The sequence below is a fragment of the Treponema sp. OMZ 790 genome (genome assembly GCF_024181285.1).
In the GTDB taxonomy this organism is placed as follows: Bacteria; Spirochaetota; Spirochaetia; order Treponematales; family Treponemataceae; genus Treponema_B.
The window spans coordinates 1614961-1641630 of the sequence record NZ_CP051201.1 but is presented as its reverse complement, the minus strand read 5'-3'; the positions used below and the strand labels follow the sequence as shown (position 1 = coordinate 1641630).

Genomic DNA, 26670 nt, shown 5'->3' with positions numbered 1-26670 from the left:
TCATTTTAGACCGATAAAAACCTTTGTATTGCGGGCCGGGCGAATGACCGAAGGGCAAAAACGAAACTATGAATCTTTTTACGGCAAGTGGTGTATTCCTTACAATGAATGTTTAATTGATTTTAAAAACCTTTTTCAAAACGATAATCCTGTAATCATAGAGATCGGATTCGGAATGGGAACTGCAACTTCCCAAATTGCTGAGGACAATCCCGATAAAAATTATCTTGGTATTGAAGTTTTTAAGGCCGGAGTAGGTAAACTTTTAGGCGAAATAGAAGAAAAAAAATTGAATAATTTACGGATTATTGAGCACGATGCAATTGAAGTTTTAGAAAATATGATAGATGATGAATGTGTTGACGGCTTTCATATTTTTTTTCCTGATCCATGGCAAAAAAAGCGAAATCACAAAAGGCGGCTTGTAAGGCGGCCTCGAACCGATTTACTTTCAAAAAAGTTAAAGAGCGGCGGCTATATTTACATGGTAACTGATTGGGAAAATTATGCAGAGGATGCCTTTGAACAGTTGAGCGAAACTCCAAGTCTAAAATCCAAGTACGAAAAATTCGCTCCTGCTCAAAGTTGGCGTCCTACAACAAAGTTTGAAAAAAAGGGCTTAAAAAAAGACCATGTGATAAATGAGCTCATATTCGAAAAATTTTACTGCAAAAAGTTTTTATAGTTTATAGAGGAAGTTATGGGAGCAAATTCTTTTGGGCGTTTTTTTACGTTGACAAGTTTTGGAGAAAGCAGAAGTGCAGGGGTAGGGGCAGTAATAGACGGATGTCCTGCCGGGATTCCTCTTTTTGTAGAGGATATTCAAAAAGAGCTTAACCGCAGAAAACCTAAAAACTCTTTTGATGATGGTGATAACCTAAAAAAAGTTTTTTCTACCAGCCGAAATGAGGATGATATTTGCGAGATTCTTTCCGGTGTTTTTGAGAGTAAAACCCTCGGAAGCCCTATTGCCGTTCTTGTCAGAAATAAAGAAACCTCATCCAAAGATTATGACAACTTAAAAGATGTTTTCCGTCCGGGGCATGCCGATTATGCTTATGATGTAAAATACGGGCATAGAGACTACCGGGGCGGAGGCCGCTCTTCAGGCAGGGAAACGATAGGACGCGTTATAGGCGGAGCTGTTGCAAAAAAAATGCTTGAAGCCTTTGCTGTAAAAGAAGGTCAAAATCCCATTGAGGTAAAGGTAAGAGCCGAAGAAATTGCAGGTCTTAGAATGGAAACTCCTCTCAGAGAAGATGATGATCTTCCTGAGGCTGTTTTAAAAAAATTAAGCGATTTGGCTTCTGAGGGAAACTCGGCAGGCTGTATTTTGTCTTGTTCAGTTTTAAATGTTCCTGAAGGTCTTGGTTCTCCCGTTTTCGGTAAACTTGATGCTGTTTTGTCTCAAGCTATAATGTCGATAGGTGCCGTAAAAGGCATAGAAATAGGCGGAGGCTTTTATTCGGCTTCTATTCCCGGCAGCGAAAATAATGAGCTTTCCAAAAACTATTCCGGAGGCATTATGGGCGGCATTTCCTGCAATATGGAAAACCTTTTAAATTATTCCGGTGAGGACACAAAACGCGGATGTTTTACGGGCAGCATAAATTTTAAGCTTGCCGTAAAACCTGTTCCCTCAATAAGAATGAGCCAAACCTCTTTGAATAAAGAAGGAGAGAAATGTATGCTTTCTATCGGCGGGAATCACGACATCTGTCTTTTCCCGCGAATTGTTCCTGTAGTTGAAGCTATGACCTATCTTGTGCTTGCGGATGCTTTTTTGGCATCAAAGGTTGAAAGGTTTTAGAAGTGTAAAATAATCTTTAGAAATTCACAATAGTAAACAATAAAAAAAGGCACTCATTTGAGTGCCTTTAAAACAAGCTAGCGGCAATAGGGCTTGAACCTATGACCTAACGGATATGAGCCGTTTGCTCTGCCAACTGAGCTATACCGCCGTAAGAGCTTTGAGTATATAAAAAATATACATTTGTGTCAAGCCCTAATTTATAAATTGTTAATAATTTAGAAATCTAAGCTTAAAACTTTAAATATCGAAATAATTTTCGGATTTATATCCTTATACAGATAGATCGCTTCTCTGTCCTCCGGTTTGACTCCTTTGAGGGCTCTGAGTTTTTTCATTACTTCGGGGTTTGTATTTTTTGTTGCGTATATTGCACCGATATCAACTAATTTTTTACTTACTATGAGTTCTCCGCCTGCTGCAAGGTTTTGAAGACGGCAGGCAAGGTTTATGCCGTAACCTACATAGTCTCGATATTTTAGCTGGGATGCTTCTGCCGAAATTTCATATTTATATACCTTATCCAATACCAAGGCTCCGCCTATGGACAGATTTCCGTAAGGTTTAAACAATTCTTCATTTGCGAATTCTATATATGTAGTAAAAACGGTGACTGCTTCTTTGATTGCAACTCCATCCAGCTTATCCCATATAACTAATGCTCCGTCTCCAAGCAGTTTATAATATGAACAATTATACCCGAACTGATTGAGACATGAAAGAAAGTTAGCCGTAAATGATTTGATTAAACCGAAAACAACAGTTTCTTCATTGTTGCACATAAAATCACTAAAACCGCGCACATCAATACAAAGAATTAAAGAGTTTGGTCTTGTTTCACCCAGATATACATCATCAAAAATATCAATTGGACCTTTTTTTAGGGCTTCCAAGGTAAGCGAATCCAGCTCCACTGTTCCGTTTTCCGATTTGGCGAGTCCTAGTTCAGACATTATATCATCATTCATAACTACATTGTAATATATATTTAAAAAAATAGCAATATAATTTATTGTGATTTTAATTTTAAAATGCCATTTTTAAAAGTGCTGAAAATAAAAATGAGCCCTGCGTCATAAAACACAGGACTCATCTTATTAGATTTTAGTACATGCCCGCATAGGGTAAGCTAAAATTCTAGTACATTCCCGCATACAGTATGCTTAAATTTTAGTACATTCCCATGCCGCCCATGTCGGGTGAAGGCATTGCAGGACCTGCAGCTTTTTCGGGGATATCAGTGATTGCACATTCTGTTGTCAAAAGAAGACTTGCTATTGAAGCTGCGTTCTGTAAGGCAGAGCGGGTAACCTTGGCAGGGTCTATGATTCCGGCCTTTACCATGTCTGTCCATTCCATTTTGGCAGCATCGAAACCTACTCCTTTCTTTTCCTTAGCTTTTTCTGCAATAACGGCTCCGTCCAAGCCTGCATTTTCGGCAATCTGGCGGATAGGCTCTTCGAGGGCTCGCTTTACAATCTTAAAGCCTACTTTTTCATCCTCTGTAAGAGAGCTCATGTCGGCCTTTTCTAAAGCTGAGATAGCCTGAATCATTGCAAGACCGCCTCCTGCAACAATACCTTCTTCAATAGCGGCCCTTGTTGCCGAAAGAGCATCTTCAACTCTGTGCTTTTTCTCTTTCATTTCAACTTCGGTTACAGCCCCTATTTTGATAACGGCAACACCGCCTGAGAGCTTAGCCAATCTTTCTCTTAGCTTTTCGCTGTCGTATTCGGAATCGGTTGCATCAAGCTGGGCCTTAATCTGGGAAACTCTGTCCTTGATGTCCTTGGATTTTCCGGCTCCGTCGATAATCATAGTGTTGTCTTTATCGATTTTTATGCTCTTGGCCTGTCCCAACATTGAAATTTGAGCTGCTTCAAGCTTAAAGCCTAATTCTTCCGAAACAACCTGTCCGCCGGTTAAAACGGCAATGTCTTCAAGCATTTCCTTTCTTCTGTCACCGAAACCGGGGGCCTTAACTGCACAGGTTTTTAATGCACCTCGGAGGCTGTTTACAACCAAGGTTGCAAGGGCTTCGCCTTCAACATCTTCTGCAATAATCAAAAGAGGGCGGCCTGACTGGGCTACCTGCTCCAAAAGAGGGAGAAGGTCTTTCATTGTTGAAATTGATTTATCGTAGATGAGGATGTAGGGATTTTCAAAAACGGTTTCCATTCTGTCCCTGTCTGTTACAAAGTAAGAAGAAATATAACCTCTGTCGAACTGCATACCTTCTACATAGTCGGTTACGGTTTCCATTGTCTGGGCTTCGCCTACATCGATAACACCGTCCTTTCCTACCTTGGCGATAGCATCGGCGATGATCTTACCTATTTCTGCATCGTTATTTGCAGAAACGGAAGCTACGTGGGCAACTTCTTCAGAGCCCTTAATTTCTTTTGAATTTTTTTGGATATCTTCAACGGCGATAGCAACGGCCTTGTCGATACCTCGTTTTAATTCAAGCGGGGTCATTCCGGCAGCTACGGCCTTTAAGCCTTCTTTTACCATTGAGTATGCAAGAACGGTAGCTGTTGTGGTTCCGTCACCTGCAACATCATTTGTCTTTGTTGCAACTTCTTTTAAAAGCTGGGCACCCATATTTTCAAATTTGTTTTCAAGTTCTACTTCTCGTGCTACAGATACGCCGTCCTTTGTAACTGTAGGGGCTCCGAAACTCTTATCGATAAGAACGTTTCGTCCCTTGGGGCCGAGTGTAACCTTTACTGCATTTGAAATTTGTTCAACACCGGCGAGAAGGCTCTTTCTAGCCTCTTCATTAAACAATAATTGTTTAGCCATTTTAGGTCTCCTTAAGAATATATGTTAATTTATTAATTATCGTGAGTATAAGATACAAAAAAAACGGCAAAACGGCAAGGGGGTGGGGTAATTGCCCGGATGTAACTGTCGATTATTTTTGTACATAGTAAAAAATGCTTTTTCCAAGTTCGGCGGCAAGACTGTTGCCCCAAAAAAAGCCTTTGTCGGTAAATTTGTAATTTTTGGAGCCGCTATCTTTTTTGATCAAAGTTTCGTTTTCCAATCCGGTAAGCATATCATAGATTTTATCCGACTCTTCTTTTGTTAAAAAACTTAAATCCAATAAGCCTTCTTGAAGCTGCCCTGAAAATCTTTTTATTCTTCGGTAATCTTCGCTTATCCACATACCCGAAGTTTTATCAAAGCCGGTAATTTGATCCGCAAATTTTTCTTTGTCGAGGGGATTCATTACAGCCGTATTATTTACAAAGCCTCCGGCCCCGGCCCCTACAGGAAAAATATCGCCGCCTAGGTGCCCGCTTCTGATATATTCGTAGTTGTCTCTGTCGGGCTTTACAAGTTTTGTTATCTCTAAAAAATCGTAACCTGCTTTTCGGCTATCTTCTAAAATGGTTAAAAAGAACTCCGCATCCTGCTGAAGCGTTTTTTCGGCATATTCTTTTTTATCTACACTGCGTCCTATCTTAGAAGTATCCATTACTATGAGAGAGTAAAAAGAAAAACCTGCAACATCCAAGGCAAAGGCCTTACGTAAGTCTTCTTTTAAGATTTCCTTTGTTTCATCGGGATAATTATAAATAATGTCGATGTTGACATTTTTAAAGCCGGTTTTAAAAGCTCGTCTCAAAAAATTTTCCGCATTTTCGCCGTTTCCGATTCTGCCCAATGTTTTTCGCCCTTTATCATTAAAGGTTTGAATACCGGCACTTATTCTGTTTAAACCGTTTTCAAAAAGAATTTTAAGCTTTTCGTCATCCAATTCCGAAACGGTAGTTTCCATCGAAATCTCGGCATCTTTTGCTATGTTAAAATTTTTTTGAAGAGCTTGAAGTATTTCGGCAAGCTGTTTTGCAGGCAGAGCTGTAGGAGTTCCGCCTCCGAAGTAAACCGAATTTATGTTTGAGCTTTTTACATATTCCGTCTTACCGTAATTTTCAATCTGCCTTATGACAAGATCGGCGTAGTCATCCGGTACCGGATTTATTGTCCGCCTCATGCTGCAAAAACTGCAAATTTTTTTGCAATAGGGTACGTGAATGTAAACGGATTTTTTTCCGTTTTGTGTATTTGGTTCGGAAAGAGCCTTTTCCAAAGACCTCATGCCCTTTGCATATTTCATGGAACCCATTCCTGTATCGTGATGAGATTTTTTGCGATCCTTAAATGAACAATTTAAAATATCTTCTGCAGTCATTTGTAGAGTACTCCTTATGTTAATTTTAACCTGCCGGTTTTAATTATCTTCCGAAATTTTCAAATACTTTTTTTGCATTTTCAAAATCTTTTTCATACATCTTTGCCGTATCTTTTGCATCGCCATGGCTGGTAAGCAAAATAACATCGGGATTAGTTGCTTTTACCAGTTCCAAATTCATAGGAACGGTAGTATTTTTTACGGTATTATCGGTCCAGATATTTTCGGCTCCTAAAACTTTTATTAAGGTTCCGACAAATGAGCCTTCCGTATGTATACTCATACTGTTGGGAAAGCCCGCAATAATTAAAACTTTAAGAGGTTTTTTATTTTTATTGGAGGCTTTAACTTTTGCTACTACATCTTCAACTTGTTTTACATAAGCAGCTGCTTTTTCCCGCTTATTGTACACTTCACCCAGATATCTCATTGAATTTAAAATATCTGTATAGGTTGTAGTCTGCAAAAACTCTGCAGGAATATTTAAAGCCTTTAATTGTTCTGCAATAGGTGTTCCTCTGTCACCTGTTGCCAAATAGAAGTCGGGGTTTACTTCCTTAAGCTTTTCAAGATCAACCCTCATCGGCATGCCGATTTCCGTTTTATCCTTATACCTTGCACTTATTTCCCGTTTTGTCGAAGGTCTTGCAACTATATCGACATCAAGCATGTCAAGCATCTGTAATATAACAACCTGGCCTACAGCAGTTCTTTGAGGAACGGATGCAGGAACCATATAACCGTACATTTTACGGCCGCTTTCCTGTTTCTTACTGCCTTCCTTGTTTCCTCCTGCATACAGCATGCTTCCCATGTACAGGAAACTCAAAAGAATAATCACTTTGTTTTTCATAAAATAACTCCAAAACAAAAGTTTTTAGCATATTTCCTTTATCGTTAGTAATATGTTAGATATAGCTAAGTTATCCTAAAGATAACATTATTTATTTTTCTGTCAATAGGAATCGAGAAAAAATGATTTATTTAAGCTGTACAGTATGGAATAATTTATTATCAAGTGATATAATAAATTATTCAAATTTAAAAGTTTTTATGGGATGCATGATAAACAGTTCGGCAGGAATTCTGCCTCACTGTTTATCGATATTATGTTCCGTTTCTCTCAAGTATTGCGAAACGGCGTAAAAAGTCAAATCGAAAATTGATATTTTCTCATTGACTTTTTATGGGAGGATTACATGCAGAAAATACATATCGAAAAAAATTCGGTTCAAGAAACCTTGATAGTACCGCTTTACGGCAGGAAAATGTGTGCCGAAAAATTTCCCGATTTATATACCGATAAATCGGCAAAACTCCTTTGTGAAAAACTGGACTACGATTTTTCTGAACAAGAAGCAAAAAAAGATTCTCTTTTATATGAATTCGGCGCTCTTGAAGCTGCAATGCGGCAGCTGGACCTTATGTATGAAATTAAAGATTACTTAAAAAATTATCCTAAAGCCTCGGTTGTAAACTTAGGCTGCGGGCTTGATCAAACGGGACGGGCTTGCGATAACGGAAAATGCCGCATTTTCAACGTAGATCTTCCGAAGGTAATGAGCATAAGGTCTGAGCTTGTACCGGCAAGGGAGAGGGAAACAAATATTTCCTGCGATTTAAAGAATTATTCATGGATGGATAAAATAGACGGTTCTGAGGGAGTTATTCTATTTGCTGCCGGAGTTTTTCATTATTTTAAAAGAGAAGATGTGAAAACTTTGATCTTGGAACTTGCAAAGCGGTATCCTAGGGGCGTTTTAGTTTTTGACACTGTAGGAAAATTCGGCTTAAAGATGATGCTTTCTCAAACTTTAAAAAACATGGGAATCAGCGATGTGAGTGCATTTTTCAGTATAAATAATCCTGCACAACAGTTAAACTGGTCTGATAAGATACGGGTGTCCTACAAGGGCTATATGCTTGGATATTATGATATGAAAAATCCCGGTATCCGCGGAATTCATCGATTTCTTGCAAGAATTGGAGATGGGTTTATGAAGATGAGAATTATACGCATGGATTTTTTGGAATAACCCGGCCGGTAAAATATGGCAGGCCCTGTGCAAAAAAAATGTGTAATTGGTATAATTGCCAATTACACATTGCTCATTACCAATTGATCGATTCTATCTACCCTTCTTTAAAAAGGCATCTTTAAAACCGAATTTTTTAAATCGTTCAAGAGCCGCTCCGATTTCATCAACTTTTAAGGGGCCTACAAATACGGTATACCTTTTTTTGTTTTTTACAAGGTCTTCTTCAACTACCATGGGGTATTTTTTACCGTATTTTTCTACTACTTCATCACAATTTTCTTTGTCGTTATAAATTATTATTTGAACATAGTTTTTACCCTTTTCAAGTTTACTCGAAAGAACCGGCGTTTCGGTTATTACGGGTATTACGGGTGTTTCTTCTTCTTTTTCCTCATTCTCCACAGTATATATGTTTTCCGAATCCGTATCGTCATTAGAAGTTGTTTCTTCCGGTTTTTCCTGTATGTCTTCAATCTCTACCGGTTCTTCTTCACTCTTATCTGCAATAGGTTCTTCTTTAACGGGTTCGCTTTTTGGAGTTATTTCGTCAACGATATCTACCTTCTTGTTTTCAGGCGGAGTTTCTTTAACAGGTTCTACGATGGAGTCTACGACTTCAACAGGAGCTTGTTTTTCTTCTGGTTTTACGGGTGCCTGAGGAGTCGATACCTCGCTTACGGGAGCGGGCTGAGCCTCTTTTTCCGGTTTGGGTTCTTTTATCGGCTCTACGGTTATCGGCGGATTTTCTTTTGCCGGCTCCATATAGGTTTCGGTTATTGCCGGAACTTCTATTGGAGCTGCAGGAATTTCCGTTTTTGTTATAACCGGTGCTTCGGGAACAGGTTCTGGCTTTTCTTCCGGAGGAGTTACAACTTCGACGGCCGGAACATCTGTCGTTTTTTCTTCTGCGGGAAGTGGGGCCGTTTCTTCTTCATGTAAAGGAGTTTCTTCGACAACAGGTTCAGCTGCCGGAAGATCATCGTAAAGGATGGTATCCGATACATTGTTTTTAGAAACCGGCTCGGTTTTTTCTTTTTCGGGTTTTAAATTTACCGTTGCAGCTTCGGAATGTGAGGCGACAAAAAGAGCAGGGTTTGAATCCAAGTCTTGGGATTCTGTGATTGTTGTAGAAATATCTTTTCCGTCATCTCCGTCTTCATTTACAGGACTCGGCGTGAAAACCCTGATTCTTATAACCTTTCCGCGAGGAACATTTAGTTTTTCTCCTAATTCGGGAGAGAGACTGACCAAAAGACCCGGAATTCCTGATGGACCTATAACTACGGCTCTAGCCTTAATGTTTTTTTCAAGGTTGGTTATTTCCAAAAGGGTGTGTTTCGGAAACATATCGCTTCTGACAAACAAGCCTTCAGGAGGAAAATCTGTAGGGGAGCCTATGCCTCCGTTTCCTTCCCAAACCGCCCATATACATGAAAACGATATAATGAATATCAATGAAAATAAAACTTTTTTGTTCATTTATCTCTCCTTATTCCTGCTGATTGCTTCAAAGATTTCTGTTGATATTTGGCCGGCCAGTTTTTCGGCCTTTTTTTCGGGGCCGTTTTCTTTAAACTTGGTCATATCCATGTTCTTTTTATATATTTCTTTTCCGGTTCTAAAATCGAATGCCCGTATGCCGATTTCCCGCCAATCCGCTTCTTTTTTCTCGGTTTTTTTATTGAATAGAAGTTCGGGGCCGTATTTCATATAAAAGATTATAAGGTAGTTAGGGCTTTCTTCAAAAAAAGATTTTATTTCTGCAAGCGAAATATCATTTTCCGATTTTATTTCGGTTACCGGGATGCTTGTAGCAATAAAGCCTTCATCAAAAAACTTGTCAAAAACAGTATCTTCAAACAGCTCCGTAATATTTTTGCATTTTTCATGTGCATCCTTATTTTGAAAACATGCAAAAGCCGAGGTGTCGGCAAAAGCAGCTGTGAAAAAAATGCAAAATAGTATAAAGCTTATGTATTTTTTTAGCATAATAGTCCCTCGTGATAGATTATCGGTATTCCAAAAAAAAGATTAAGAGAATTTAAAAAATAGGAAAACTAACACAGATGAAATAATTCGGAATAGATGATATAATATAAATTAAATGAAATGTAAATTAAGTGTTATGGAGGAATTTATATGCTGCTGGATGATGAACGATATGCTGTTGTTGTTTCTTATGGCAAGGATGCCGTAACCAAACTGCAAGAAAATAAAGTAGAAGAAGGCTTTGCTGCCGCCGAGAAAGGATGGAAGGCTTTTCCCGGTTCGGGAGCGAGATGGAATCAGGGATATAATTATGCTAAAAGCTTTTTCATTCACGCTATACAAAAAAATAACATGGGTATTGCTGAGTCTTGGTTAAACAGAATGATAGAAAATAATGATGAATTGCATTTATTTGATTTTGAAATTGAACATATGAAAGCAAAATATGCATTTGAAATAGGAAATTTGGATGAAGCCTTTAATTTATGGAAAAATCTTGTGTCTAAAAAAGGGGTAGGTTACAGATATTTTGACTTTGATGATGTAAAGTATAAAAAATTTTACCAATCAAAAAAAATAAATTTTAAGCGTGTTTTTTTCTGAATATGAAGTTAAAATACAAAGGATTTTATCTGTTTTTTTTAAGTTGTGTTTTTGCCTCTGTGCTGTTTGCTCAAGAGCAAGGTTCAAAGGTACTTTCTTTGAACCAAGACTTTATATTGGGGCTTACGATAGATGACTCATGGTATGAAACCGTTAAACTTGAAGCTGTGGTAAAAGCCCTCAAGGATATGAAGACAAAACCTACAGTACGTATTGTTATGTCTAAGGACGAGCCTCTTTCAACATATATTCCTATTTTTAGGGAAATTAGCAAAGTTGCCCGTATATTGGCTTGTCCCGTGGATTCTTATGATATGAAATCATACAAAACGATATCTTCCTATAAAAAACGTTTTATAACAGCCTATGAGACTCTCGGAAAATACATCCACATGTGGGAGATCGGAAATGAAATTAACGGAGAAGATTGGCTCGGTAAAAATCCTAAATTGATTGCAGATAAGGTAACGGCAGCTTACGATTTTATCAAATCAAAAGGAGGCATCACCGTGTTAACCGCTTATGCTTTTGCGCCCGGAATGCAAAAAATTTCGATGCTTGATTGGCTTAAAACCTATCTTCCTTCCCGCATAAAAGAGAATGTAGATTATCTTTTGGTGAGTTATTACGAGGATGATAATGAAGGCTTTCAGCCTGACTGGGAAAAAGTTTTTGCCGATTTGGAAGAAGTTTTCCCCAACTCAAAACTGGGCATAGGAGAATGCGGAAGTACCGATAAAAATGCCGATGAAAAAGCAAAACTTAGTATGATACGCCGTTATTACGGTATGCCCGGATACACGAAGAATTTTATAGGCGGCTTTTTTTGGTGGTATTGGGTGCAAGATTGTGTACCGCATGAAGGTAATGCTTTATGGGAGGAGATAAACCGCCAGGCAACAAAAAAAGGGGCTTTTTAAAGCCCCTTTAATTTATAGGTTTTCCAATATCTTGTTTAAACTATCCTTTGCATCGCCTAAAAGCATCATGGTGTTGGGATTAGGCTCATACAAGGGATTGGGAACTCCCGCATAGCCGGGCTGTAGGTCGAAGTTGCAGATTATAAGCTTTTTAGCCTTTTCTGCAGCCAAGACAGGCATTCCGTAAATAGGAGTACCTTCCGCCGTGTTTGCAGCAGGGTTTACTACGTCGCTTGCACCGATTATGATAGCCAAATCCGTCTTATCGAAGTCGGGATTTATAGTTTCCATTTCGTAAAGCTTGTCGTAGGGGATGTCTACTTCGCAAAGGAGCACGTTCATGTGGCCGGGCATTCTTCCTGCAACGGGATGAATGGCAAAGCGCACATTTTTTCCCATTGATTCGAGCTTATCTGCCAGCTGTTTTACCAAGCCTTGGGCCTGTGAAAGAGCCATGCCGTAGCCGGGGATAACTATGATTTCCCTTGCTTCGTTGAACCAAGGGCCGATTTGAGCTTCAGCCGGTTGGTTACCGCTTGCAGCCTCACCCGTGTTACCGCCTCCTGTACTGACTGATGCTCCGCCGCTTGCACTCTTAGTTCTAAGAGAGTCGAGCATGGTGTTTATGCTTTCCTTTGCATCGCCTAAAAGCATCATGGTGTTTGGATTAGGCTCATACAAGGGGTTGGGAACTCCCGCATAGCCGGGCTGGAGGTCGAAGTTGCAGATTATGAGCTTTTTAGCCTTTTCTGCAGCCAAGACAGGCATTCCGTAAATAGGAGTTCCTTCCGCCGTATTTGCGGCAGGGTTTACTACGTCGCTTGCTCCGATTATGATAGCCAAATCCGTCTTGTCAAAATCGGGATTTATGGTTTCCATTTCGTAGAGCTTGTCGTAGGGGATGTCAACCTCGCAAAGGAGTACGTTCATGTGACCGGGCATTCTTCCTGCAACGGGATGAATGGCGAACCGCACGTTTTTCCTCATTGATTCGAGCTTATCTGCCAGCTGTTTTACCAAGCCTTGGGCTTGAGAAAGAGCCATACCGTAGCCGGGAATAAAGATTATTTCCTTAGCATCGCTAAACCATGAGGGAAGCTGAGACTTATCGGCATGGCCTGTTGCCGTAAGCTCGTTTTGAGCCGGTTTTGTTTCTGCCGATTGCGTATTTTGCTTCTCTGCTGCTTCTTTAGCTGAAAGTTCTGAAGGCTGAGCAGGCTTTGCCGATTTGGCGGGGGAAGCTGCTTTGCTGAAAAGAATTGAAGCGAGGCTTCTATTCATTGCCCTGCACATAATCTGGGTAAGCAAGAGGCCTGAAGCTCCGACTATGCCTCCAACAGAAACCAAAAGAATGTCTCCTATTGCCATACCTGCAATTGAGGCGGCAACACCCGATGTGGAATTCAAAAGAGAAATCGTAATCGGCATATCCGCTCCGCCTACGCGTATTGCAAAGAAAATACCGAAAAGAATACTTATAACAAGCCCTGCAATCGAAATACTCATCATAAGTTCCGGCTTAATAGGAAGAAGAACAATAAAGACGATCATTCCTAAAAAGCTGATTGTGGTCAAAGCCTGGTGTGCCGGTAAAACCGTAGGCTTTTGAGGAAGAAGCTTATGAAGCTTTCCTGCTGCAATTAAGCTGCCCGAAAAGGTCAGGGCTCCTACTGCTAAGGCTATTCCGCCTGTAACAATAGCAAAGATGCCGGTTTTGCCGTTAGCAGCAGCCAGAGTGAGGAGGGCTGCAACAGCCGAAGCTGCTCCTCCCAAGCCGTTGAGCAGGGCAACTGTTTGGGGCATGGTAATCATTTCTACTTTTATTGTGAGATAAATACCTATTGCCGCTCCTATTGCGAGTCCTGCCCACATCATTCCTGCAGAAAAGATCTGATATTTATACAGAGTTACGCATACGGCTGCCAGCATACAAAGGGCGCTTAAGCAGTTTCCCTTAACTGCCGATTTTACCTTACTCATCATGTTAATTCCTAAAAGAACCCCGATGCTGAGTACTCCGCAAATAATATAATAAACCGTATCCGTCATTTTGTATCCTCTTTAGATTCATTGCCCGTTTTAAACATTTTAAGCATTCTGTCCGTAAGACCGAAGCCTGCAACTACGTTTATTGTAGCGCAAATGATCCCTACACAGCCGAAAACCTTGCTTCCTGTTGTAACTGCATATGCCGTAGCGGTCATAGTTGCTAAAATGGTAATGCCGGACAAGGCATTCATACCCGACATGAGCGGGGTATGTAAAAGGCTTGGTACGTTCTTGATCAGTTTGTAGCCTATAAGGGTTGTTACAACAAAGACAAGAACCAGTATCAATTCCAGACTCATATACCCATTGCCTCCCTGGCTCCCTTATGAACGATTTCACCGTCAATAGTGGTAAGAATACCTTTTACAATGTCATCGTTTCGGTCAAGCTCGATTTTTCCGTCCTTGATAAGATAGCGGGTTAGGTTGCAGATGTTTTGGGCAAACATCCATGTAGAACTCGAAGGAAGAAGACCCGGTATATTTTTAATACCTACAAGGTGTACATTGTGCTTTTTAAGAACTTCACCCGGAGGTGTCAATTCGCAGTTTCCTCCTTGGTCGATTGAAATATCGACGATTACCGAGCCAGGTTTCATGGTTTTGACCATTTCTTCGGTGATGATAACCGGAGCGAGTTTTCCCGGAACAAGGGCTGAAAGGAAGATTATGTCCATGTCCTTAATGTGGGGAGCCAGCATCTTTCTTTCGTTTTCGAGGGTCTCTTTTTTAAGATGAAGGGCGTAGCCGCCTTCACCGATAGCTTCATTTTCGGGAACGCCTAAATCGATTATCTTAGCTCCCAAAGACTGAGCCTGTTCACGGGCTGCAGGCCGAATATCGGCTGCATATGTTACGGCTCCGAGCCTTTTGGCTGTTGCAAGGGCTTGTAGGCCTCCTACACCTGTCCCTACGATTAAAACGTTCATAGGCTTAATCATACCTACAGCACAGAAAATTTGAGGGATAAAGCGCGGCAAGAGGTTTGCTGCAATTAAAATTCCTTTGTAACCTGCACATGTACTCATTGAAGTAAGAGCATCCATATTTTGTGCTCTCGAAATTCGCGGAACACCGTCTAGGGTTAAAGAAATAACGCCTTTTTTTGCCATGTTTTTAACCATTTCATGGTTAACCGGAGCTGCGGGGTGAATAAAGGTGATAAGATACTGTCCTTGATGCATCATATCGATTTCGTGGCAGCCCATTGCCTCATTATAAAGAGGTTCTTTTACCTTTAAAATGATTTCCGAATCGGCAAAAAGTTTTTTTACATCAGAAACTACTTCGGCACCGGCTTTTTCGTATTCCGGGTCATGGAAGTAAGCACCTTCACCTGCTCCTTTTTCCACTAAAACCTTGTGTCCGTCTTTGACTAAAAGCTCGCATGTTTCCGGAGTTGCGGCAACACGGTCTTCTCCATGCATGATTTCCTTAGGAATACCAATAATCATAAAATCCTCCTAGAGAGTACAAAAATTTATATTACCATTAATTGCACTCATAATAGCGCTTATTATATCATAGTAAAACTTTGCCGTCAACTAAAATTTGCGGGCAGAAATAATCTTTGAGGTCTTATCTTTTTAGGGGTATTTTGGTATAATCATTCTTGACTCATATGTCAAGGAGAAACCATAATGATTAAAAAGATAAGTTTTTTTGTATTGATGATGTGTTTTGTATTTTTTTCCTCCTGTGCTAAAGAAAATGCAAAGGGAGAATTCAAACACTACAAAGCTATAGCAGACGCTTTAAATAAGCAATGCCCTACAAAGATAGGGGATGATATTCAGCTTGATGCAGTAGAATATATTGAAAGTACTCATACTCTTCAATATGTTTACTCGTTTACTACGATGGCTAAAGAAGATAATACTGCTGAAGCTTGGAATTTGATTGAGGCTGCAACAAAGGAAGCTCTTAGTACCGAATTTAAGTCACAAACAAATGTCGAGCAGTTTAGGAAGGATAAGCTTAACATGAGCTTCGTTTATCGAGATAAGAATATGGAGAGCTTGTTCACTGTAATTCTTAAACCGGAAGAGTATTAAAAATTACATATTTGCAGCCTTTGTGATGTTTTATAAAAATATTTAAAAATTTTTAAAAAAAAGATACACAAAGTACTTGACAAAAGTTACGGAATGGGATATATTCCCTCTCACCGTCGGCGAGACGGAAGCGTTGAAAATGGCAGCAAATGCTAGAAAAGTTTTGAAAGTTTTACCTTTTAAATGAAGGGAAAGCTCCTTAAGTTTTGCAAGATGAAAACTTGCAAAAAAGACCAAAGAAAATTAAAACTTTTTTGAAAAAAGCTCTTGACAAAAGATGAGAAAATGATGTATACTCACTTTTGCTCGCTATACGCCTTTTGCAAGGTGTTTAGCGAATGATATTTGAAACTAAGAGGGAAGGGAAAGAACAAAAATAGCCAAAGCGTAAAGCTTTTGGTAAGGAAAGTATCAAAAAAACCGGTAAAGGCTGGCTGATTAGCTTTTACCAAATTCCTTAACATGTTAAGGACAAACTTACGTTAAGAAATCAACCGCTCTTTAAGGGTGGCTTGAAATAATAATGATGGAGAGTTTGATCCTGGCTCAGAACGAACGCTGGCGGCGCGTCTTAAGCATGCAAGTCGAACGGTAAGGGAGAGCTTGCTCTCCCCTAGAGTGGCGGACTGGTGAGTAACGCGTGGGTGACCTGCCCTGAAGATGGGGATAGCTAGTAGAAATATTAGATAATACCGAATGTGCTCATTTACATAAAGGTAAATGAGGAAAGGAGCTACGGCTCCGCTTCAGGATGGGCCCGCGTTCCATTAGCTGGTTGGTGAGGTAAAGGCCCACCAAGGCAACGATGGGTATCCGGCCTGAGAGGGTGAACGGACACATTGGGACTGAGATACGGCCCAAACTCCTACGGGAGGCAGCAGCTAAGAATCTTCCGCAATGGACGAAAGTCTGACGGAGCGACGCCGTGTGAATGAAGAAGGCCGAAAGGTTGTAAAATTCTTTTGCAGATGAAGAATAAACACAGGAGGGAATGCCTGTGAGATGACGGTAGTCATGCGAATAAGCCCCGGCTAATTACGTGCCAGCAGCCGCGGTAACACGTAAGGGGCGAGCGTTGTTCGGAATTATTGGGCGTAAAGGGTATGTAGGCGGTTAGGTAAGCCTGGTGTGAAATCTACGAGCTCAACTCGTAAACTGCATTGGGTACTGCTTGACTTGAATCACGGAGGGGAAACCGGAATTCCAAGTGTAGGGGTGGAATCTGTAGATATTTGGAAGAACACCGGTGGCGAAGGCGGGTTTCTGGCCGATGATTGACGCTGATATACGAAGGTGCGGGGAGCAAACAGGATTAGATACCCTGGTAGTCCGCACAGTAAACGATGTACACTAGGTGTCGGGGCAAGAGCTTCGGTGCCGACGCAAACGCATTAAGTGTGCCGCCTGGGAAGTATGCCCGCAAGGGTGAAACTCAAAGGAATTGACGGGGGCCCACACAAGCGGTGGAGCATGTGGTTTAATTCGATGATACGCGAGAAACCTTACCTGGGTTTGACATCAAGAGCAATGACATAGAGATATGGCAGCGTAGCAATACGGCTCTTGACAGGTGCTGCATGGCTGTCGTCAGCTCGTGCCGTGAGGTGTTGGGTTAAGTCCCGCAACGAGCGCAACCCCTACTGCCAGTTACTAACAGGTAAAGCTGAGGACTCTGGCGGAACTGCCGATGACAAATCGGAGGAAGGTGGGGATGACGTCAAGTCATCATGGCCCTTACGTCCAGGGCTACACACGTGCTACAATGGTTGCTACAAATCGAAGCGACACCGCGAGGTCAAGCAAAACGCAAAAAAGCAATCGTAGTCCGGATTGAAGTCTGAAACTCGACTTCATGAAGTTGGAATCGCTAGTAATCGCACATCAGCACGGTGCGGTGAATACGTTCCTGGGCCTTGTACACACCGCCCGTCACACCATCCGAGTCGAGGGTACCCGAAGTCGCTAGTCTAACCCGTAAGGGAGGACGGTGCCGAAGGTACGTTTGGTAAGGAGGGTGAAGTCGTAACAAGGTAGCCGTACCGGAAGGTGCGGCTGGATCACCTCCTTTCTATGAGAAAGGGTATTTGAAGGTTGTTTTTAACCTTCTACTTATACAATACTTGTATAACAAGTCTTGAAGTACACAAGACAATTTGATACTTCCTTTTCGTTCTTTCCTGAAACTCTTTTTTTATAAAGCAACTGAGGGGATATAGCTCAGCTGGCTAGAGCGGCGGCTTTGCAAGCCGTAGGTCAGGGGTTCGAATCCCCTTATCTCCATAAAATACCTTGTTTAGCGACAAGGTTTTTATTCGCCCAATCATCAAGAAAAGGCGGACAGATATTTGACATAACTAGGGAAGGGAACGAAGGCGTTTAAAAGTTTTAAGACTTTTAGGCGTAAAAGAAAAATAAAAAATACAAAACTTCTTTTTGAAAAGAGTAAGAAAGAAGGGACAATAATATGGTCAAGCGAAAATAGGTTTATGGCGAATGCCTATGGAGCTAAGAGGCGAAGAAGGCCGTGGTAAGCTGCGAAAAGTTCCGTGTAGGAGCACACATCCTGTGATACGGAAATAGCCGAATGGGGTAACCCGTCAGTAGTGATACTGACATTACGCTCTTGAATAAAATAGAGAGGTAAAGCGATACTGAGTGAACTGAACCATCTAAGTAACTCAAGGAAAAGAAATCAAGTGAGATTCCGAAAGTAGCGGCGAGCGAAATTGGAGGAGCCTAAACCCTTTAAGGGTGTTGTAAGAATGCATCGGCGTAGGACCGACAAGTAAGAAATCCGATTTATAGCAGAAAGGTTTTGGGAAAGCCTGGCGAAGAGGGTGAAACCCCCGTAAGCGAAATAAATCGGACTTGTTGATGCAGTTTCTTAAGTACGGCGGGGCACGAGAAACCCTGTCGGAAGCCGGGTCGACCACGATCCAAGGCTAAATACTACTTAGCTACCGATAGTGAACAAGTACCGTGAGGGAAAGGTGAAAAGAACCCCTGTAAGGGGAGTGAAATAGAACCTGAAACCGTAAACCAACAAGATGTTACAGCCCTTTAAGGGTGGTAGCGTGCCTTTTGTAGAATGAGCCTGCGAGTTACGATATGCAGCGAGGTTAAGGAATAGAAGTTCTGGAGCCGGAGGGAAACCGAGTCTTAATAGGGCGAATAGTTGCATGTCGTAGACCCGAAGCCGGAGTGATCTAGTCATGAGCAGGTTGAAGCAAGGGTAAAACCTTGTGGAGGACCGAACTATAATCTGTTAAAAAAGGTATGGATGACTTGTGACTAGGAGTGAAAGGCTAATCAAACCCGGAAATAGCTGGTTCTCCCCGAAATGCCTTTAGGGACAGCCTCATATAAAATTATCGGAGGTAAAGCACTAGTTGGACTAGGGGGCGTCAAAGCCTACCAAACCCAGTTAAACTCTGAATGCCGATAATCAACGTATGGGAGTGAGACTGCGTGCGCTAAGGTTCGTAGTCAAAAGGGAAACAGCCCAGACCGTCAGCTAAGGTCCCCAAATACTGCTTGAGTGTGAAATGAAGTGTGGATACAAAGACAGCCAGGAGGTTGGCTTAGAAGCAGCAATTCCTTTAAAGAGTGCGTAACAGCTCACTGGTCGAGTGTCCATGCGCAGATAATGTAACGGGGCTAAGCAGTATACCGAAGCTACGGGTCTTACGCGATTAATGCGTAAGGCGGTAGGGGAGCATTCCATTAACTGAAGAAGGAATACCCGCGAGGGGTTCTGGAGGAGATGGAAGAGAGAATGCAGGTATAAGTAACGAAAAGGGAGGTGAGATCCCTCCCCGCCGAAAATCTAAGGTTTCCTGGGTAAAGGTAATCTGCCCAGGGTAAGTCGGCCCCTAAGGCGAGGACGAAGGTCGTAGTCGATGGGAAATCGGTTCATATTCCGATACCTTTTATAATTTCGATGGCAGGACGCATGAGGTGAAACCCGGCCGGCTAACGGATGCCGGTCAAAGTAAGCGAGCCGTTAAAAAGGATGATAGGCAAATCCGTCGTCCAAGGTAAGCTGCGACAGCGAGGGACACTACGGTGGAACGAAGCGGGCGTAATCAAGGTGCCGGGAAATACTGTCTAAGGCTAGGTTATAAAAGACCGTACCGTAAACCGACACAGGTAGATGGGATGAGAAATCTAAGGCGCTCGAGAGAACTCGCGTTAAGGAATTCGGCAAAATGCACACGTAACTTCGGAAAAAGTGTGACCTCCTTTTTTTAAAATGTGGAGGTGGCAGAAAGCAGGCCCAGGCGACTGTTTATCAAAAACACAGCCATCTGCGAACCAGCAATGGGACGTATAGGTGGTGACACCTGCCCGGTGCCGGAAGGTTAAGAGGAGAGGTTAACAGCAATGTGAAGCTTTGAATTGAAGCCCCGGTAAACGGCGGCCGTAACTATAACGGTCCTAAGGTAGCGAAATTCCTTGTCGGGTAAGTTCCGACCCGCACGAATGGTGTAACGATTCTGGGCACTGTCTCAACGCGAGACTCGGTGAAATTTATATACCGGTAAAGAAGCCGGTTACCCATAGTTAGACGGAAAGACCCCGTGAACCTTCACCGCAACTTATTATTGGGACTTGGTTTATCATGTGTAGAATAGGTGGGAGGCTGTGAAGCTTGACCGTTAGGTTGGGTGGAGCCGAAATGTGAAATACCACCCTTGATAAATCAGGTTTCTAACCTGTCCCGTGAAACCGGGATGGGGACAGTGATAGGCAGGCGGTTTGACTGGGGCGGTCGCCTCCTAAAGAGTAACGGAGGTGCGCGAAGGTCTCCTCACGCCGGTTGGAAATCGGCGCAGCGAGTGTAAAGGCACAAGGAGGCTTAACTGCGAGAGTGACAGCTCAAGCAGATACGAAAGTAGGTCTTAATGATCTGGCGGTAGCGAGTGGAAGCGCCGTCACTTAACGGATAAAAGGTACTCCGGGGATAACAGGCTGATATTCCCCAAGAGTTCACATCGACGGGAATGTTTGGCACCTCGATGTCGGCTCATCGCATCCTGGGGCTGAAGCAGGTCCCAAGGGTTTGGCTGTTCGCCAATTAAAGCGGTACGTGAGCTGGGTTCAGAACGTCGCGAGACAGTTCGGTCCCTATCTGCTATGGGCGTTGGATACGTGAGAGGAGCTGTTTTTAGTACGAGAGGACCGAAATGGACGAACCTCTGGTGTACCGGTTATCCTGCCAAGGGTAATTGCCGGGTAGCTAAGTTCGGAAGGGATAACCGCTGAAGGCATCTAAGTGGGAAGCCCGCCTCAAGACTACGTATCCCTGAGGGTTTAACCCTCCTAAAGACTCCTTGCACACTACAAGGTTGATAGGTTGGAGGTCTAAGCACAGTAATGTGTTAAGCCGACCAATACTAATAAGTCGTGAGGCTTGACCATATTATTGTTTCTTTTTTCACAAATGAGATATGATTTTCTTCTTCGTTCTCATCTTTAGTACGCTTAAAACAATTAAAGTTTTAAGTCCTTATTTTGTTTATTATTGCCAGGTGGCCATAGTGGAGAGGTAATACCCGTTCCCATCCCGAACACGGAAGTCAAGCTCTCTTACGCCGATGATACTGCTGATCAAGTGGGAAAGTAGGATGCTGCCTGGCTTTTTTTTATCTATCCCTCTTTAATCCATCCTTGCATTATTTTTAAAAAAATGATAGTATCTAGCTCTTTAAGATGGGAGTTAGGTTATGGTATTAGTTGTTCTTATTGTGATTGCTCTTTTATTATATATTATTATATTTCCTATCAAAAATGCTTTTCAAATAAGAGAGCAAAAAGAAGAGATTATTCGTTTAAAAGGTAAGATTTCGGATTTGGAATTTCAATTTCGCTCCTTCGATAATGTTTCTCCTGAGGCGGAGGCCGCTAATCTTGTAAATGAAGAGACTGAGGTGCCGAATCTTGTAAATGAAGAATTTAAGGCTGTAAATACTGCGCCGGAAACTGAAGCATGGACTAAGGCCGCTGAGGCCTCACAAGAGGAAGAAGATGTAACTTATTCTTTTATAAAAGAATCCTGCGCAGGTTCGGCAAAAGAAGAAATTAAAGAAAAACATTCTACCATTTCTCCATATATCAAAAAGTTATTTTCTATAGAATCCATTATCAGTAAGCTGGGAATTATTCTTCTTTTGATCGGGGTGGGCTTTATCTTTAAGTTAAGCTATGACAAGGGGTATATAACGCAAGAGATTGCCTTGATTATAGGCGGTTTGATTGGTGCGGCTCTTTGCTTTTTCGGCTTTAGAAGCTCAGCAAAATCCCGCCTTCTTTTAAGTCAGGTTCTATTCGGGGGCGGTATAGCGGTTTTTTATATCACGGACTATGCCGCTTATTTAAGATACGGCATTTTGGGAGATTTTTCTGCCTTTATATTTTTAAGCTTGATTACAGCCCTTTCTTACACCCTTTCAATTATGACGGCTTCTTCATCAATATCCATAATCGGCTTACTCGGTGCTCTAATAATACCCTTTGCCGTAGATTTAGGCTTTTTGGGTTTGACAGGCTTCGGGCTCTATGTACTTGCCGTTTCTACGCTTTCGTCGGCCGTTTACTTTTTTAAACGCTGGAGGCTATTGCAGTTCACCTCTTTAATTTCATTTTTAGGAATTTTAACCCGGCTTTTACTTATCACGCCTTTAAATGTAGAGGATGCCGTTTTATTTTTCGGCCTTATACTTTTATTGATGGCCGTGCACACAATTCCGGATCTTTATTTTTATTTAAAGGATGATGAAACGAAAAAAGATAAAATTCTGTCGCCCGCTCTTGCAGTTTTAAATTTGGGCTTTTCTTTATTTTTAACTTATAAACTTTCGGTTTATAAATTTGCGCCTCAAAGCAGTGCTTATCTTATTTTTTCTTTTTTTTATATAGTTCTAGCTTATCTTGCCTTCAGAAAAAAGAGAATGGATAACTTGGGGCTTATCTACCTTGCAGGAGTCTTGATTTCTCTTTATGTAACGGTGGTAGACAGGTTTACCTATGATGTTCAGCCCGTTCTTATACTAAGCATGGCCTTTTTAGGGTTTTGGCTTTTCCGCAAGCGAGAAGAAAATAAGGTGTTTATCTTGCTGCATATTCTTTTTGGAACGGCTTATATGATGGCTATAGCCTCTCTTTTAAAAGATGGTGGCCGCCTAAGCTCTTTAAGATTTTTACTTGAAGGAAGTTTTTATCTTGTTCCGATGGCGCTATCGGTCTTTGTTCAAAAAGAAAAATTTAAACGGATTTATCAAAGCTTGGTTTTTCAAGGCTACGTATTTATATTTTTAATTTTTGTTTTGAATAAAATTGACATAAAAAATACGGAATTGCTTGCTCAAAGTATTATTCTTATGCTCATAGTTGTTTATAACCTTATGCATCATAAGCTTAAAAAAAGATGGTACTATGAGAGGGCAATAGATGCGGAAGTTTTTATTTTGTTTATTTTTTCCCTTGCTTACACTTTAAATTACTTTTTTGGATTAAACCGCTCTTATTTATTTCTTTTTTTTGGAATTGAAGCAGCTATGAGTTTTGCCCTCTATGCTCTTTCTTTAATAAAAGAAAAAACCGAAAATGCCCGATTTTTTTACAGACTTTGCTTTTTTATTTTTATGCTTAAAATTCTGCTGGCCGATTTTTCGATTACGGCTGAAGAATTTAGATACGGAATTTTACTTTCGGGGCTTTTTATTTTGGCGCTGGATAAATTTTATAAAAATAAAATAAGTAAGGATAAGATAACTTTAAACATAGGCCGGATATTTTTGATTGTCATTGCGTTTTTTTATTACGGATTTGTTTACAGCCGTATGCCTCACCAAGATACAGTCCTCATCAAAATTTGGAATGTAGATATTCTTTCGGTTGTGATAAATATTTTAAATGCACTTATTTTAATTGCGTTCTTTAAGATGTTAAAGCTGCCTCAAATCCTTTATTTTGCAGCTATCAGTTTTATCTTTGTTTTTTTGAGTTTTGTGGATATTTACCTTCCCATAAACAACGGCGGAGTCTTAACCTTGCTTTGGGCCTTTTATTCGATAGCTTCTTTTATTTATTATTTGCGGAAGGGAAGGGCCAAGATGGTTTATATTTCTCTTGGACTGATAATCTTTGTTGCTGCAAAATTGATTGTTGTGGACCTAAGCACCTTAAACATTCTATCGAAGGTTATCACTTCCTTGGTTTTTGGAGTAACCCTTCTTTTATTGAGCTATGCAATTCAGCCCATGTTAAAAAAGTTTGGAAAAGCCGAAGAAAATTAGAGAGCCTTAAAAAAAAAGAATTCTTTAAGGCTCTCATTCGAGGTTTAAATTTTATGCCCGGTTTGATTGAATATAAAGGCGTAAATATCCGCTGTTTCTTCTATTATCTTTGCGGTAGGCTTACCTGCTCCGTGACCTGCTTTTTCGGTTATACGGATTAGTATCGGGTTTTCTCCCTTATAGGTGTCGTGCAAGGCTTGAGCATACTTAAAAGAGTGTGCAGGGACAACCCTGTCGTCGTGGTCTCCCGTACATACCATAATTGAAGGGTAATCGATTCCTTCTTTTACGTTATGGAGGGGAGAGTAGGCATAAAGGTACTCGAACATCTCCTTACTGTCCTCGCTGCTTCCGTATTCATCGACCCAAGCCCAGCCTATGGTAAAATGCTGGTAGCGGAGCATGTCTAAAACTCCAACCTGAGGAATTGCAACCGCAAAAAGATCCGGGCGCTGGTTTGTTACGGCTCCTATTAAAAGGCCTCCGTTTGAACCGCCTTGAATTGCGAGCTTTTTATTTGAGGTATATTTGTGTTCTATCAGGTATTCTCCTGCCGAAATAAAATCGTCGAAAACGTTTTGTTTTTTCATCTTTTTTCCGGCTGAATGCCATTTTTCTCCGTATTCAAGACCTCCCCGTAAATTTACGCAGGCAAAAATGCCTCCTTTTTCCAAAAAGGCCATTCGGGCTGCCGAAAAGGCCGGCGGGAGGGATATAGCGAAGCCCCCGTATCCGTACATAAGGGTAGGATTGTTTCCGTCGAGCTTAATGTCTTTTTTTGAGACAATGTGCATAGGAATCTTCGTTCCGTCCTTGCTCTTAAAAAAGACTTGTTCGCATTTAAAATCTTCGGTGTTGATTGGAATGGCCGGAACAAAAAAGTCGGCCAAAAGATTTGCTTTTATGCCGTACTTTATTATCTTGTTTGGGGTTGTGTACGAGGTAAAGCTGAAAAATAAAGAATCTTCATTTTTTCTTGCCCCGGAAAAGCCTATGCTTCCGTTTGGCGGTAAATCTATTTTTGTACAGTTTTTTCCGTCAAGGTCACAGATAAAGGCCTCGTCTTGAACATCCTTTAAGTACACTGTAAGAAGTTTTCCTCCGCAAAGGGCTGCACTCGATAAAAGGCAGTCTTTTTGAGGAATAACTTCAATTATATCGGTTTCATTTGCATTTTTTAAACTTGTTTTTACGATTTTGTAAAAAGGCGCATTTGAATTTGTGAGAAGGTATAAAAAGCCGTTTTCAGTTTCAAGCGGCCAAACACTGTCTTTAAAATGTGTATTGTATTGTTTGAAGTTTTTGGGTAGCCCTTCGCTTAAATCTGCAACAAATAGCATATTTCCTTCATTTCCGGCTTCAAAAGCCGTAATAAGAAGGGTTTTCTCGTCCTCAGTTGTGTTTGCAGAAAATGAGCGCAAAGGATGGTCATTATCTTCAAATATGAGAATGTCTTCGCTTTCTTTTGTTCCAAGTTTATGGTATTTTAACTTTTGAAATTCGTTTTTCTTGGTTAAGGCTTTCCCCTTATCAGGAGCATCATATGAACTGTAAAAAAAGCCGTCCTTGTACCATGCGATATTTGAAAATTTTACCCAGTGTATGTGTTCTTTCGTGCCGATTTTCTTTTCGGCATCGAAAACAAAGATTTCTTCCCAGTCTGAGCCGCTTCCCGATACGGAGTAGGCCATGTATTTTCCGTCTTTGGAAAATGCTATATTTTTTAAGGCTACCGTTCCGTCTGAGCTTAAAGTATTCGGATCAAAAAAAACTTCGGGAGAGCTTTCTGCTTTTTCCTGTCCTTTTTGGCGGTACATTATGCTTTGGTTTTGCAGACCTTCCGTTCTAAAAAAGTAATAAAAATCCCCTGCTTTAAAAAGGCCGGAGCGTTTTTCGTAGTCCCAAATTTCTTCAAGGCGTTTTTTTAATTCTGCCCGAAAAGGAATTTTTGATAAAAAGGCTTCGGTTTTTTTGTTTTCTTCCTTAACCCAGGCCATAACTTCCGGTGCATTGTCGTCTTCGAGCCATCTATATGGATCTGCGACTTCGGTTCCAAAGTAGTTATCGGAAACATCCGATTTTTTGTATTGCATAATCTTCTCCTTAAAGTTGTTTTAGGACTGAATAATAGAAGAAACCGCATTTTTATTCAAGTAGTTTAAAAAAATCTAAAAAAATTGCTTTTTTTTCACATAAACCGCTTGACATTCTAAATTTTTGTGATACAATGGGTATAAGTGGGAGAAAGTAGTAAAAAGTGGGTAATTTTGCAATGACCGGAGAATATAAGAATACTCTTGACGAAAAAGGAAGGATTATGTTTCCGGCCAAGATACGTGCAGAATTACCCGATTCAAATTTGGTTATTACACGCGGTGTAGGTGACTGTCTTTGGATTTTTACTGCGGATAAGTGGAAGAAGTTTTCGGATGAAATCATGAAGAAGGCTTCTTTGTTTAAAGCTCAATCTTTGCTTGTAATGAGGCGTTTGATTGCTCCGGCGCAAGAAATTGAGATTGATAAAAACGGCCGTATATCTATTCCCCAGAGCTTGCGCGAGTGCGCAGGACTCGAAAAAGACTGCATTATTTTAGGTCTCGGTAAATGTTTTGAATTATGGGATCTAAAACAATATGAAAAATATTTAAAGGAGAGTGAGCCGGATTTTTCTGAGGCTGCCGAAGCTTTAGGGGAAATAGGTTTTTAGGT

General features: G+C 41.0%; 18 protein-coding genes, 2 tRNA genes and 3 rRNA genes. 12 read left to right on the top strand and 11 right to left on the bottom strand.

The genetic code is table 11. The features are described from left to right. Positions 1-43 precede the first annotated feature (43 nt). Positions 44-685 (top strand): tRNA (guanosine(46)-N7)-methyltransferase TrmB, encoded by a 642-nt coding sequence (gene trmB / locus E4O01_RS07935; RefSeq protein WP_253695195.1) that lies wholly within the window; start codon positions 44-46, stop codon positions 683-685. A 15-nt stretch (positions 686-700) separates the two neighbouring features. Further along, positions 701-1810, top strand: a complete 1110-nt coding sequence (aroC, locus tag E4O01_RS07930) for a chorismate synthase (protein ID WP_253691498.1) — start codon at positions 701-703, stop codon at positions 1808-1810. A gap of 78 nt (positions 1811-1888) precedes the next feature. Here aroC and E4O01_RS07925 read toward each other — a convergent pair. The 5 genes from E4O01_RS07925 to E4O01_RS07905 all read right to left on the bottom strand — a co-directional run bounded on the left by E4O01_RS07925 (position 1889) and on the right by E4O01_RS07905 (position 6864). Beyond that, positions 1889-1961: transfer RNA gene (locus E4O01_RS07925), tRNA-Met, on the bottom strand. Positions 1962-2028: 67 nt separating this feature from the next. Then, the gene (locus E4O01_RS07920; RefSeq protein WP_253719222.1) at positions 2029-2778 is read right to left on the bottom strand and encodes a hypothetical protein; all 750 of its coding nucleotides are present in this window, start codon (positions 2776-2778) and stop codon (positions 2029-2031) included. A 202-nt stretch (positions 2779-2980) separates the two neighbouring features. Continuing rightward, a complete protein-coding gene (groL, locus tag E4O01_RS07915) occupies positions 2981-4615 on the bottom strand; it encodes a chaperonin GroEL (RefSeq protein ID WP_253691495.1) in 1635 nt (544 codons plus the stop codon). Positions 4616-4727: 112 nt separating this feature from the next. Beyond that, the gene (locus tag E4O01_RS07910; protein ID WP_253691493.1) at positions 4728-6011 is read right to left on the bottom strand and encodes a coproporphyrinogen-III oxidase family protein; all 1284 of its coding nucleotides are present in this window, start codon (positions 6009-6011) and stop codon (positions 4728-4730) included. 43 nt (positions 6012-6054) lie between these two features. Then, positions 6055-6864 carry an ABC transporter substrate-binding protein gene (locus E4O01_RS07905; RefSeq protein ID WP_253691491.1) on the bottom strand — a complete coding sequence of 270 codons (810 nt, stop codon included), beginning with the start codon at positions 6862-6864 and terminating at the stop codon, positions 6055-6057. A 346-nt stretch (positions 6865-7210) separates the two neighbouring features. On the opposite strand from E4O01_RS07905, the gene E4O01_RS07900 reads away from it, so the two are divergent. Beyond that, the gene (locus tag E4O01_RS07900) at positions 7211-8047 is read left to right on the top strand and encodes a class I SAM-dependent methyltransferase (RefSeq protein ID WP_253691489.1); all 837 of its coding nucleotides are present in this window, start codon (positions 7211-7213) and stop codon (positions 8045-8047) included. 93 nt (positions 8048-8140) lie between these two features. Here the strand turns inward: E4O01_RS07900 and E4O01_RS07895 are convergent, their stop codons facing one another. Together E4O01_RS07895 and E4O01_RS07890 are read right to left on the bottom strand one after the other, a co-directional pair. Beyond that, the gene (locus E4O01_RS07895; RefSeq protein ID WP_253691487.1) at positions 8141-9529 is read right to left on the bottom strand and encodes an SPOR domain-containing protein; all 1389 of its coding nucleotides are present in this window, start codon (positions 9527-9529) and stop codon (positions 8141-8143) included. Further along, positions 9530-10039, bottom strand: coding sequence for a hypothetical protein (locus tag E4O01_RS07890; RefSeq protein WP_253691485.1), 510 nt, complete (start codon positions 10037-10039; stop codon positions 9530-9532). It abuts the gene before it with no gap. A gap of 150 nt (positions 10040-10189) precedes the next feature. On the opposite strand from E4O01_RS07890, the gene E4O01_RS07885 reads away from it, so the two are divergent. Then, positions 10190-10642: a hypothetical protein gene (locus E4O01_RS07885; protein WP_253691484.1), complete on the top strand. Its 453-nt coding sequence runs from the start codon at positions 10190-10192 to the stop codon at positions 10640-10642. A gap of 2 nt (positions 10643-10644) precedes the next feature. Further along, positions 10645-11562, top strand: a complete 918-nt coding sequence (locus tag E4O01_RS07880) for a hypothetical protein (protein ID WP_253691483.1) — start codon at positions 10645-10647, stop codon at positions 11560-11562. 12 nt (positions 11563-11574) lie between these two features. On the opposite strand, the gene E4O01_RS07875 is transcribed toward E4O01_RS07880, so the two are convergent. From E4O01_RS07875 to E4O01_RS07865, 3 genes are read right to left on the bottom strand one after another with little or no spacing between them, the layout of a single operon-like run. Beyond that, a complete protein-coding gene (locus tag E4O01_RS07875; protein WP_253691482.1) occupies positions 11575-13611 on the bottom strand; it encodes an NAD(P)(+) transhydrogenase (Re/Si-specific) subunit beta in 2037 nt (678 codons plus the stop codon). Continuing rightward, entirely contained in the window at positions 13608-13910 is a 303-nt protein-coding gene (locus tag E4O01_RS07870; RefSeq protein WP_253691481.1) for an NAD(P) transhydrogenase subunit alpha part 2, read from the bottom strand. Before E4O01_RS07870 ends, E4O01_RS07875 begins: the two co-directional genes overlap by 4 nt. Continuing rightward, positions 13907-15064: an NAD(P) transhydrogenase subunit alpha gene (locus E4O01_RS07865; protein ID WP_253691480.1), complete on the bottom strand. Its 1158-nt coding sequence runs from the start codon at positions 15062-15064 to the stop codon at positions 13907-13909. The genes E4O01_RS07870 and E4O01_RS07865 overlap by 4 nt, the downstream gene beginning before the upstream one ends. Positions 15065-15250: 186 nt before the next feature. On the opposite strand from E4O01_RS07865, the gene E4O01_RS07860 reads away from it, so the two are divergent. The 6 genes from E4O01_RS07860 (at position 15251) to E4O01_RS07835 (ending at position 23961) form a co-directional block, all read left to right on the top strand. After that, positions 15251-15664, top strand: a complete 414-nt coding sequence (locus tag E4O01_RS07860) for a hypothetical protein (RefSeq protein ID WP_253691479.1) — start codon at positions 15251-15253, stop codon at positions 15662-15664. Positions 15665-16187: 523 nt separating this feature from the next. After that, a 16S ribosomal RNA gene (locus E4O01_RS07855) occupies positions 16188-17732 on the top strand. 138 nt (positions 17733-17870) lie between these two features. Further along, positions 17871-17944: transfer RNA gene (locus E4O01_RS07850), tRNA-Ala, on the top strand. A 186-nt stretch (positions 17945-18130) separates the two neighbouring features. Then, positions 18131-21085: ribosomal RNA gene (locus E4O01_RS07845) — 23S ribosomal RNA — on the top strand. Positions 21086-21191: 106 nt separating this feature from the next. After that, positions 21192-21303: ribosomal RNA gene (rrf, locus tag E4O01_RS07840) — 5S ribosomal RNA — on the top strand. The 16S, 23S and 5S rRNA genes sit together here with 1 tRNA gene alongside, the layout of an rRNA operon. An 87-nt stretch (positions 21304-21390) precedes the next feature. Continuing rightward, a complete protein-coding gene (locus tag E4O01_RS07835; protein WP_253691478.1) occupies positions 21391-23961 on the top strand; it encodes a DUF2339 domain-containing protein in 2571 nt (856 codons plus the stop codon). 44 nt (positions 23962-24005) lie between these two features. Here the strand turns inward: E4O01_RS07835 and E4O01_RS07830 are convergent, their stop codons facing one another. Then, positions 24006-26054, bottom strand: coding sequence for a prolyl oligopeptidase family serine peptidase (locus tag E4O01_RS07830; protein ID WP_253691477.1), 2049 nt, complete (start codon positions 26052-26054; stop codon positions 24006-24008). Between the two features lie 179 nt (positions 26055-26233). Between E4O01_RS07830 and mraZ the strand changes: the two genes are divergently transcribed. Continuing rightward, a complete protein-coding gene (gene mraZ / locus E4O01_RS07825) occupies positions 26234-26668 on the top strand; it encodes a division/cell wall cluster transcriptional repressor MraZ (protein ID WP_253695194.1) in 435 nt (144 codons plus the stop codon). The last annotated feature ends 2 nt before the right edge of the window (positions 26669-26670 follow it).

What these genes read in the sequence shown, in the direction of transcription:
- trmB (WP_253695195.1), top strand. Translation starts at nt 44, where the DNA reads ATGACCGAAGGGCAAAAACGAAACTATGAATCTTTTTACGGCAAGTGG.
- aroC (WP_253691498.1), top strand. Translation starts at nt 701, where the DNA reads ATGGGAGCAAATTCTTTTGGGCGTTTTTTTACGTTGACAAGTTTTGGA.
- E4O01_RS07920 (WP_253719222.1), bottom strand. Translation starts at nt 2,778, where the DNA reads ATGAATGATGATATAATGTCTGAACTAGGACTCGCCAAATCGGAAAAC.
- groL (WP_253691495.1), bottom strand. Translation starts at nt 4,615, where the DNA reads ATGGCTAAACAATTATTGTTTAATGAAGAGGCTAGAAAGAGCCTTCTC.
- E4O01_RS07910 (WP_253691493.1), bottom strand. Translation starts at nt 6,011, where the DNA reads ATGACTGCAGAAGATATTTTAAATTGTTCATTTAAGGATCGCAAAAAA.
- E4O01_RS07905 (WP_253691491.1), bottom strand. Translation starts at nt 6,864, where the DNA reads ATGAAAAACAAAGTGATTATTCTTTTGAGTTTCCTGTACATGGGAAGC.
- E4O01_RS07900 (WP_253691489.1), top strand. Translation starts at nt 7,211, where the DNA reads ATGCAGAAAATACATATCGAAAAAAATTCGGTTCAAGAAACCTTGATA.
- E4O01_RS07895 (WP_253691487.1), bottom strand. Translation starts at nt 9,529, where the DNA reads ATGAACAAAAAAGTTTTATTTTCATTGATATTCATTATATCGTTTTCA.
- E4O01_RS07890 (WP_253691485.1), bottom strand. Translation starts at nt 10,039, where the DNA reads ATGCTAAAAAAATACATAAGCTTTATACTATTTTGCATTTTTTTCACA.
- E4O01_RS07885 (WP_253691484.1), top strand. Translation starts at nt 10,190, where the DNA reads ATGCTGCTGGATGATGAACGATATGCTGTTGTTGTTTCTTATGGCAAG.
- E4O01_RS07880 (WP_253691483.1), top strand. Translation starts at nt 10,645, where the DNA reads ATGAAGTTAAAATACAAAGGATTTTATCTGTTTTTTTTAAGTTGTGTT.
- E4O01_RS07875 (WP_253691482.1), bottom strand. Translation starts at nt 13,611, where the DNA reads ATGACGGATACGGTTTATTATATTATTTGCGGAGTACTCAGCATCGGG.
- E4O01_RS07870 (WP_253691481.1), bottom strand. Translation starts at nt 13,910, where the DNA reads ATGAGTCTGGAATTGATACTGGTTCTTGTCTTTGTTGTAACAACCCTT.
- E4O01_RS07865 (WP_253691480.1), bottom strand. Translation starts at nt 15,064, where the DNA reads ATGATTATTGGTATTCCTAAGGAAATCATGCATGGAGAAGACCGTGTT.
- E4O01_RS07860 (WP_253691479.1), top strand. Translation starts at nt 15,251, where the DNA reads ATGATTAAAAAGATAAGTTTTTTTGTATTGATGATGTGTTTTGTATTT.
- E4O01_RS07835 (WP_253691478.1), top strand. Translation starts at nt 21,391, where the DNA reads ATGGTATTAGTTGTTCTTATTGTGATTGCTCTTTTATTATATATTATT.
- E4O01_RS07830 (WP_253691477.1), bottom strand. Translation starts at nt 26,054, where the DNA reads ATGCAATACAAAAAATCGGATGTTTCCGATAACTACTTTGGAACCGAA.
- mraZ (WP_253695194.1), top strand. Translation starts at nt 26,234, where the DNA reads ATGACCGGAGAATATAAGAATACTCTTGACGAAAAAGGAAGGATTATG.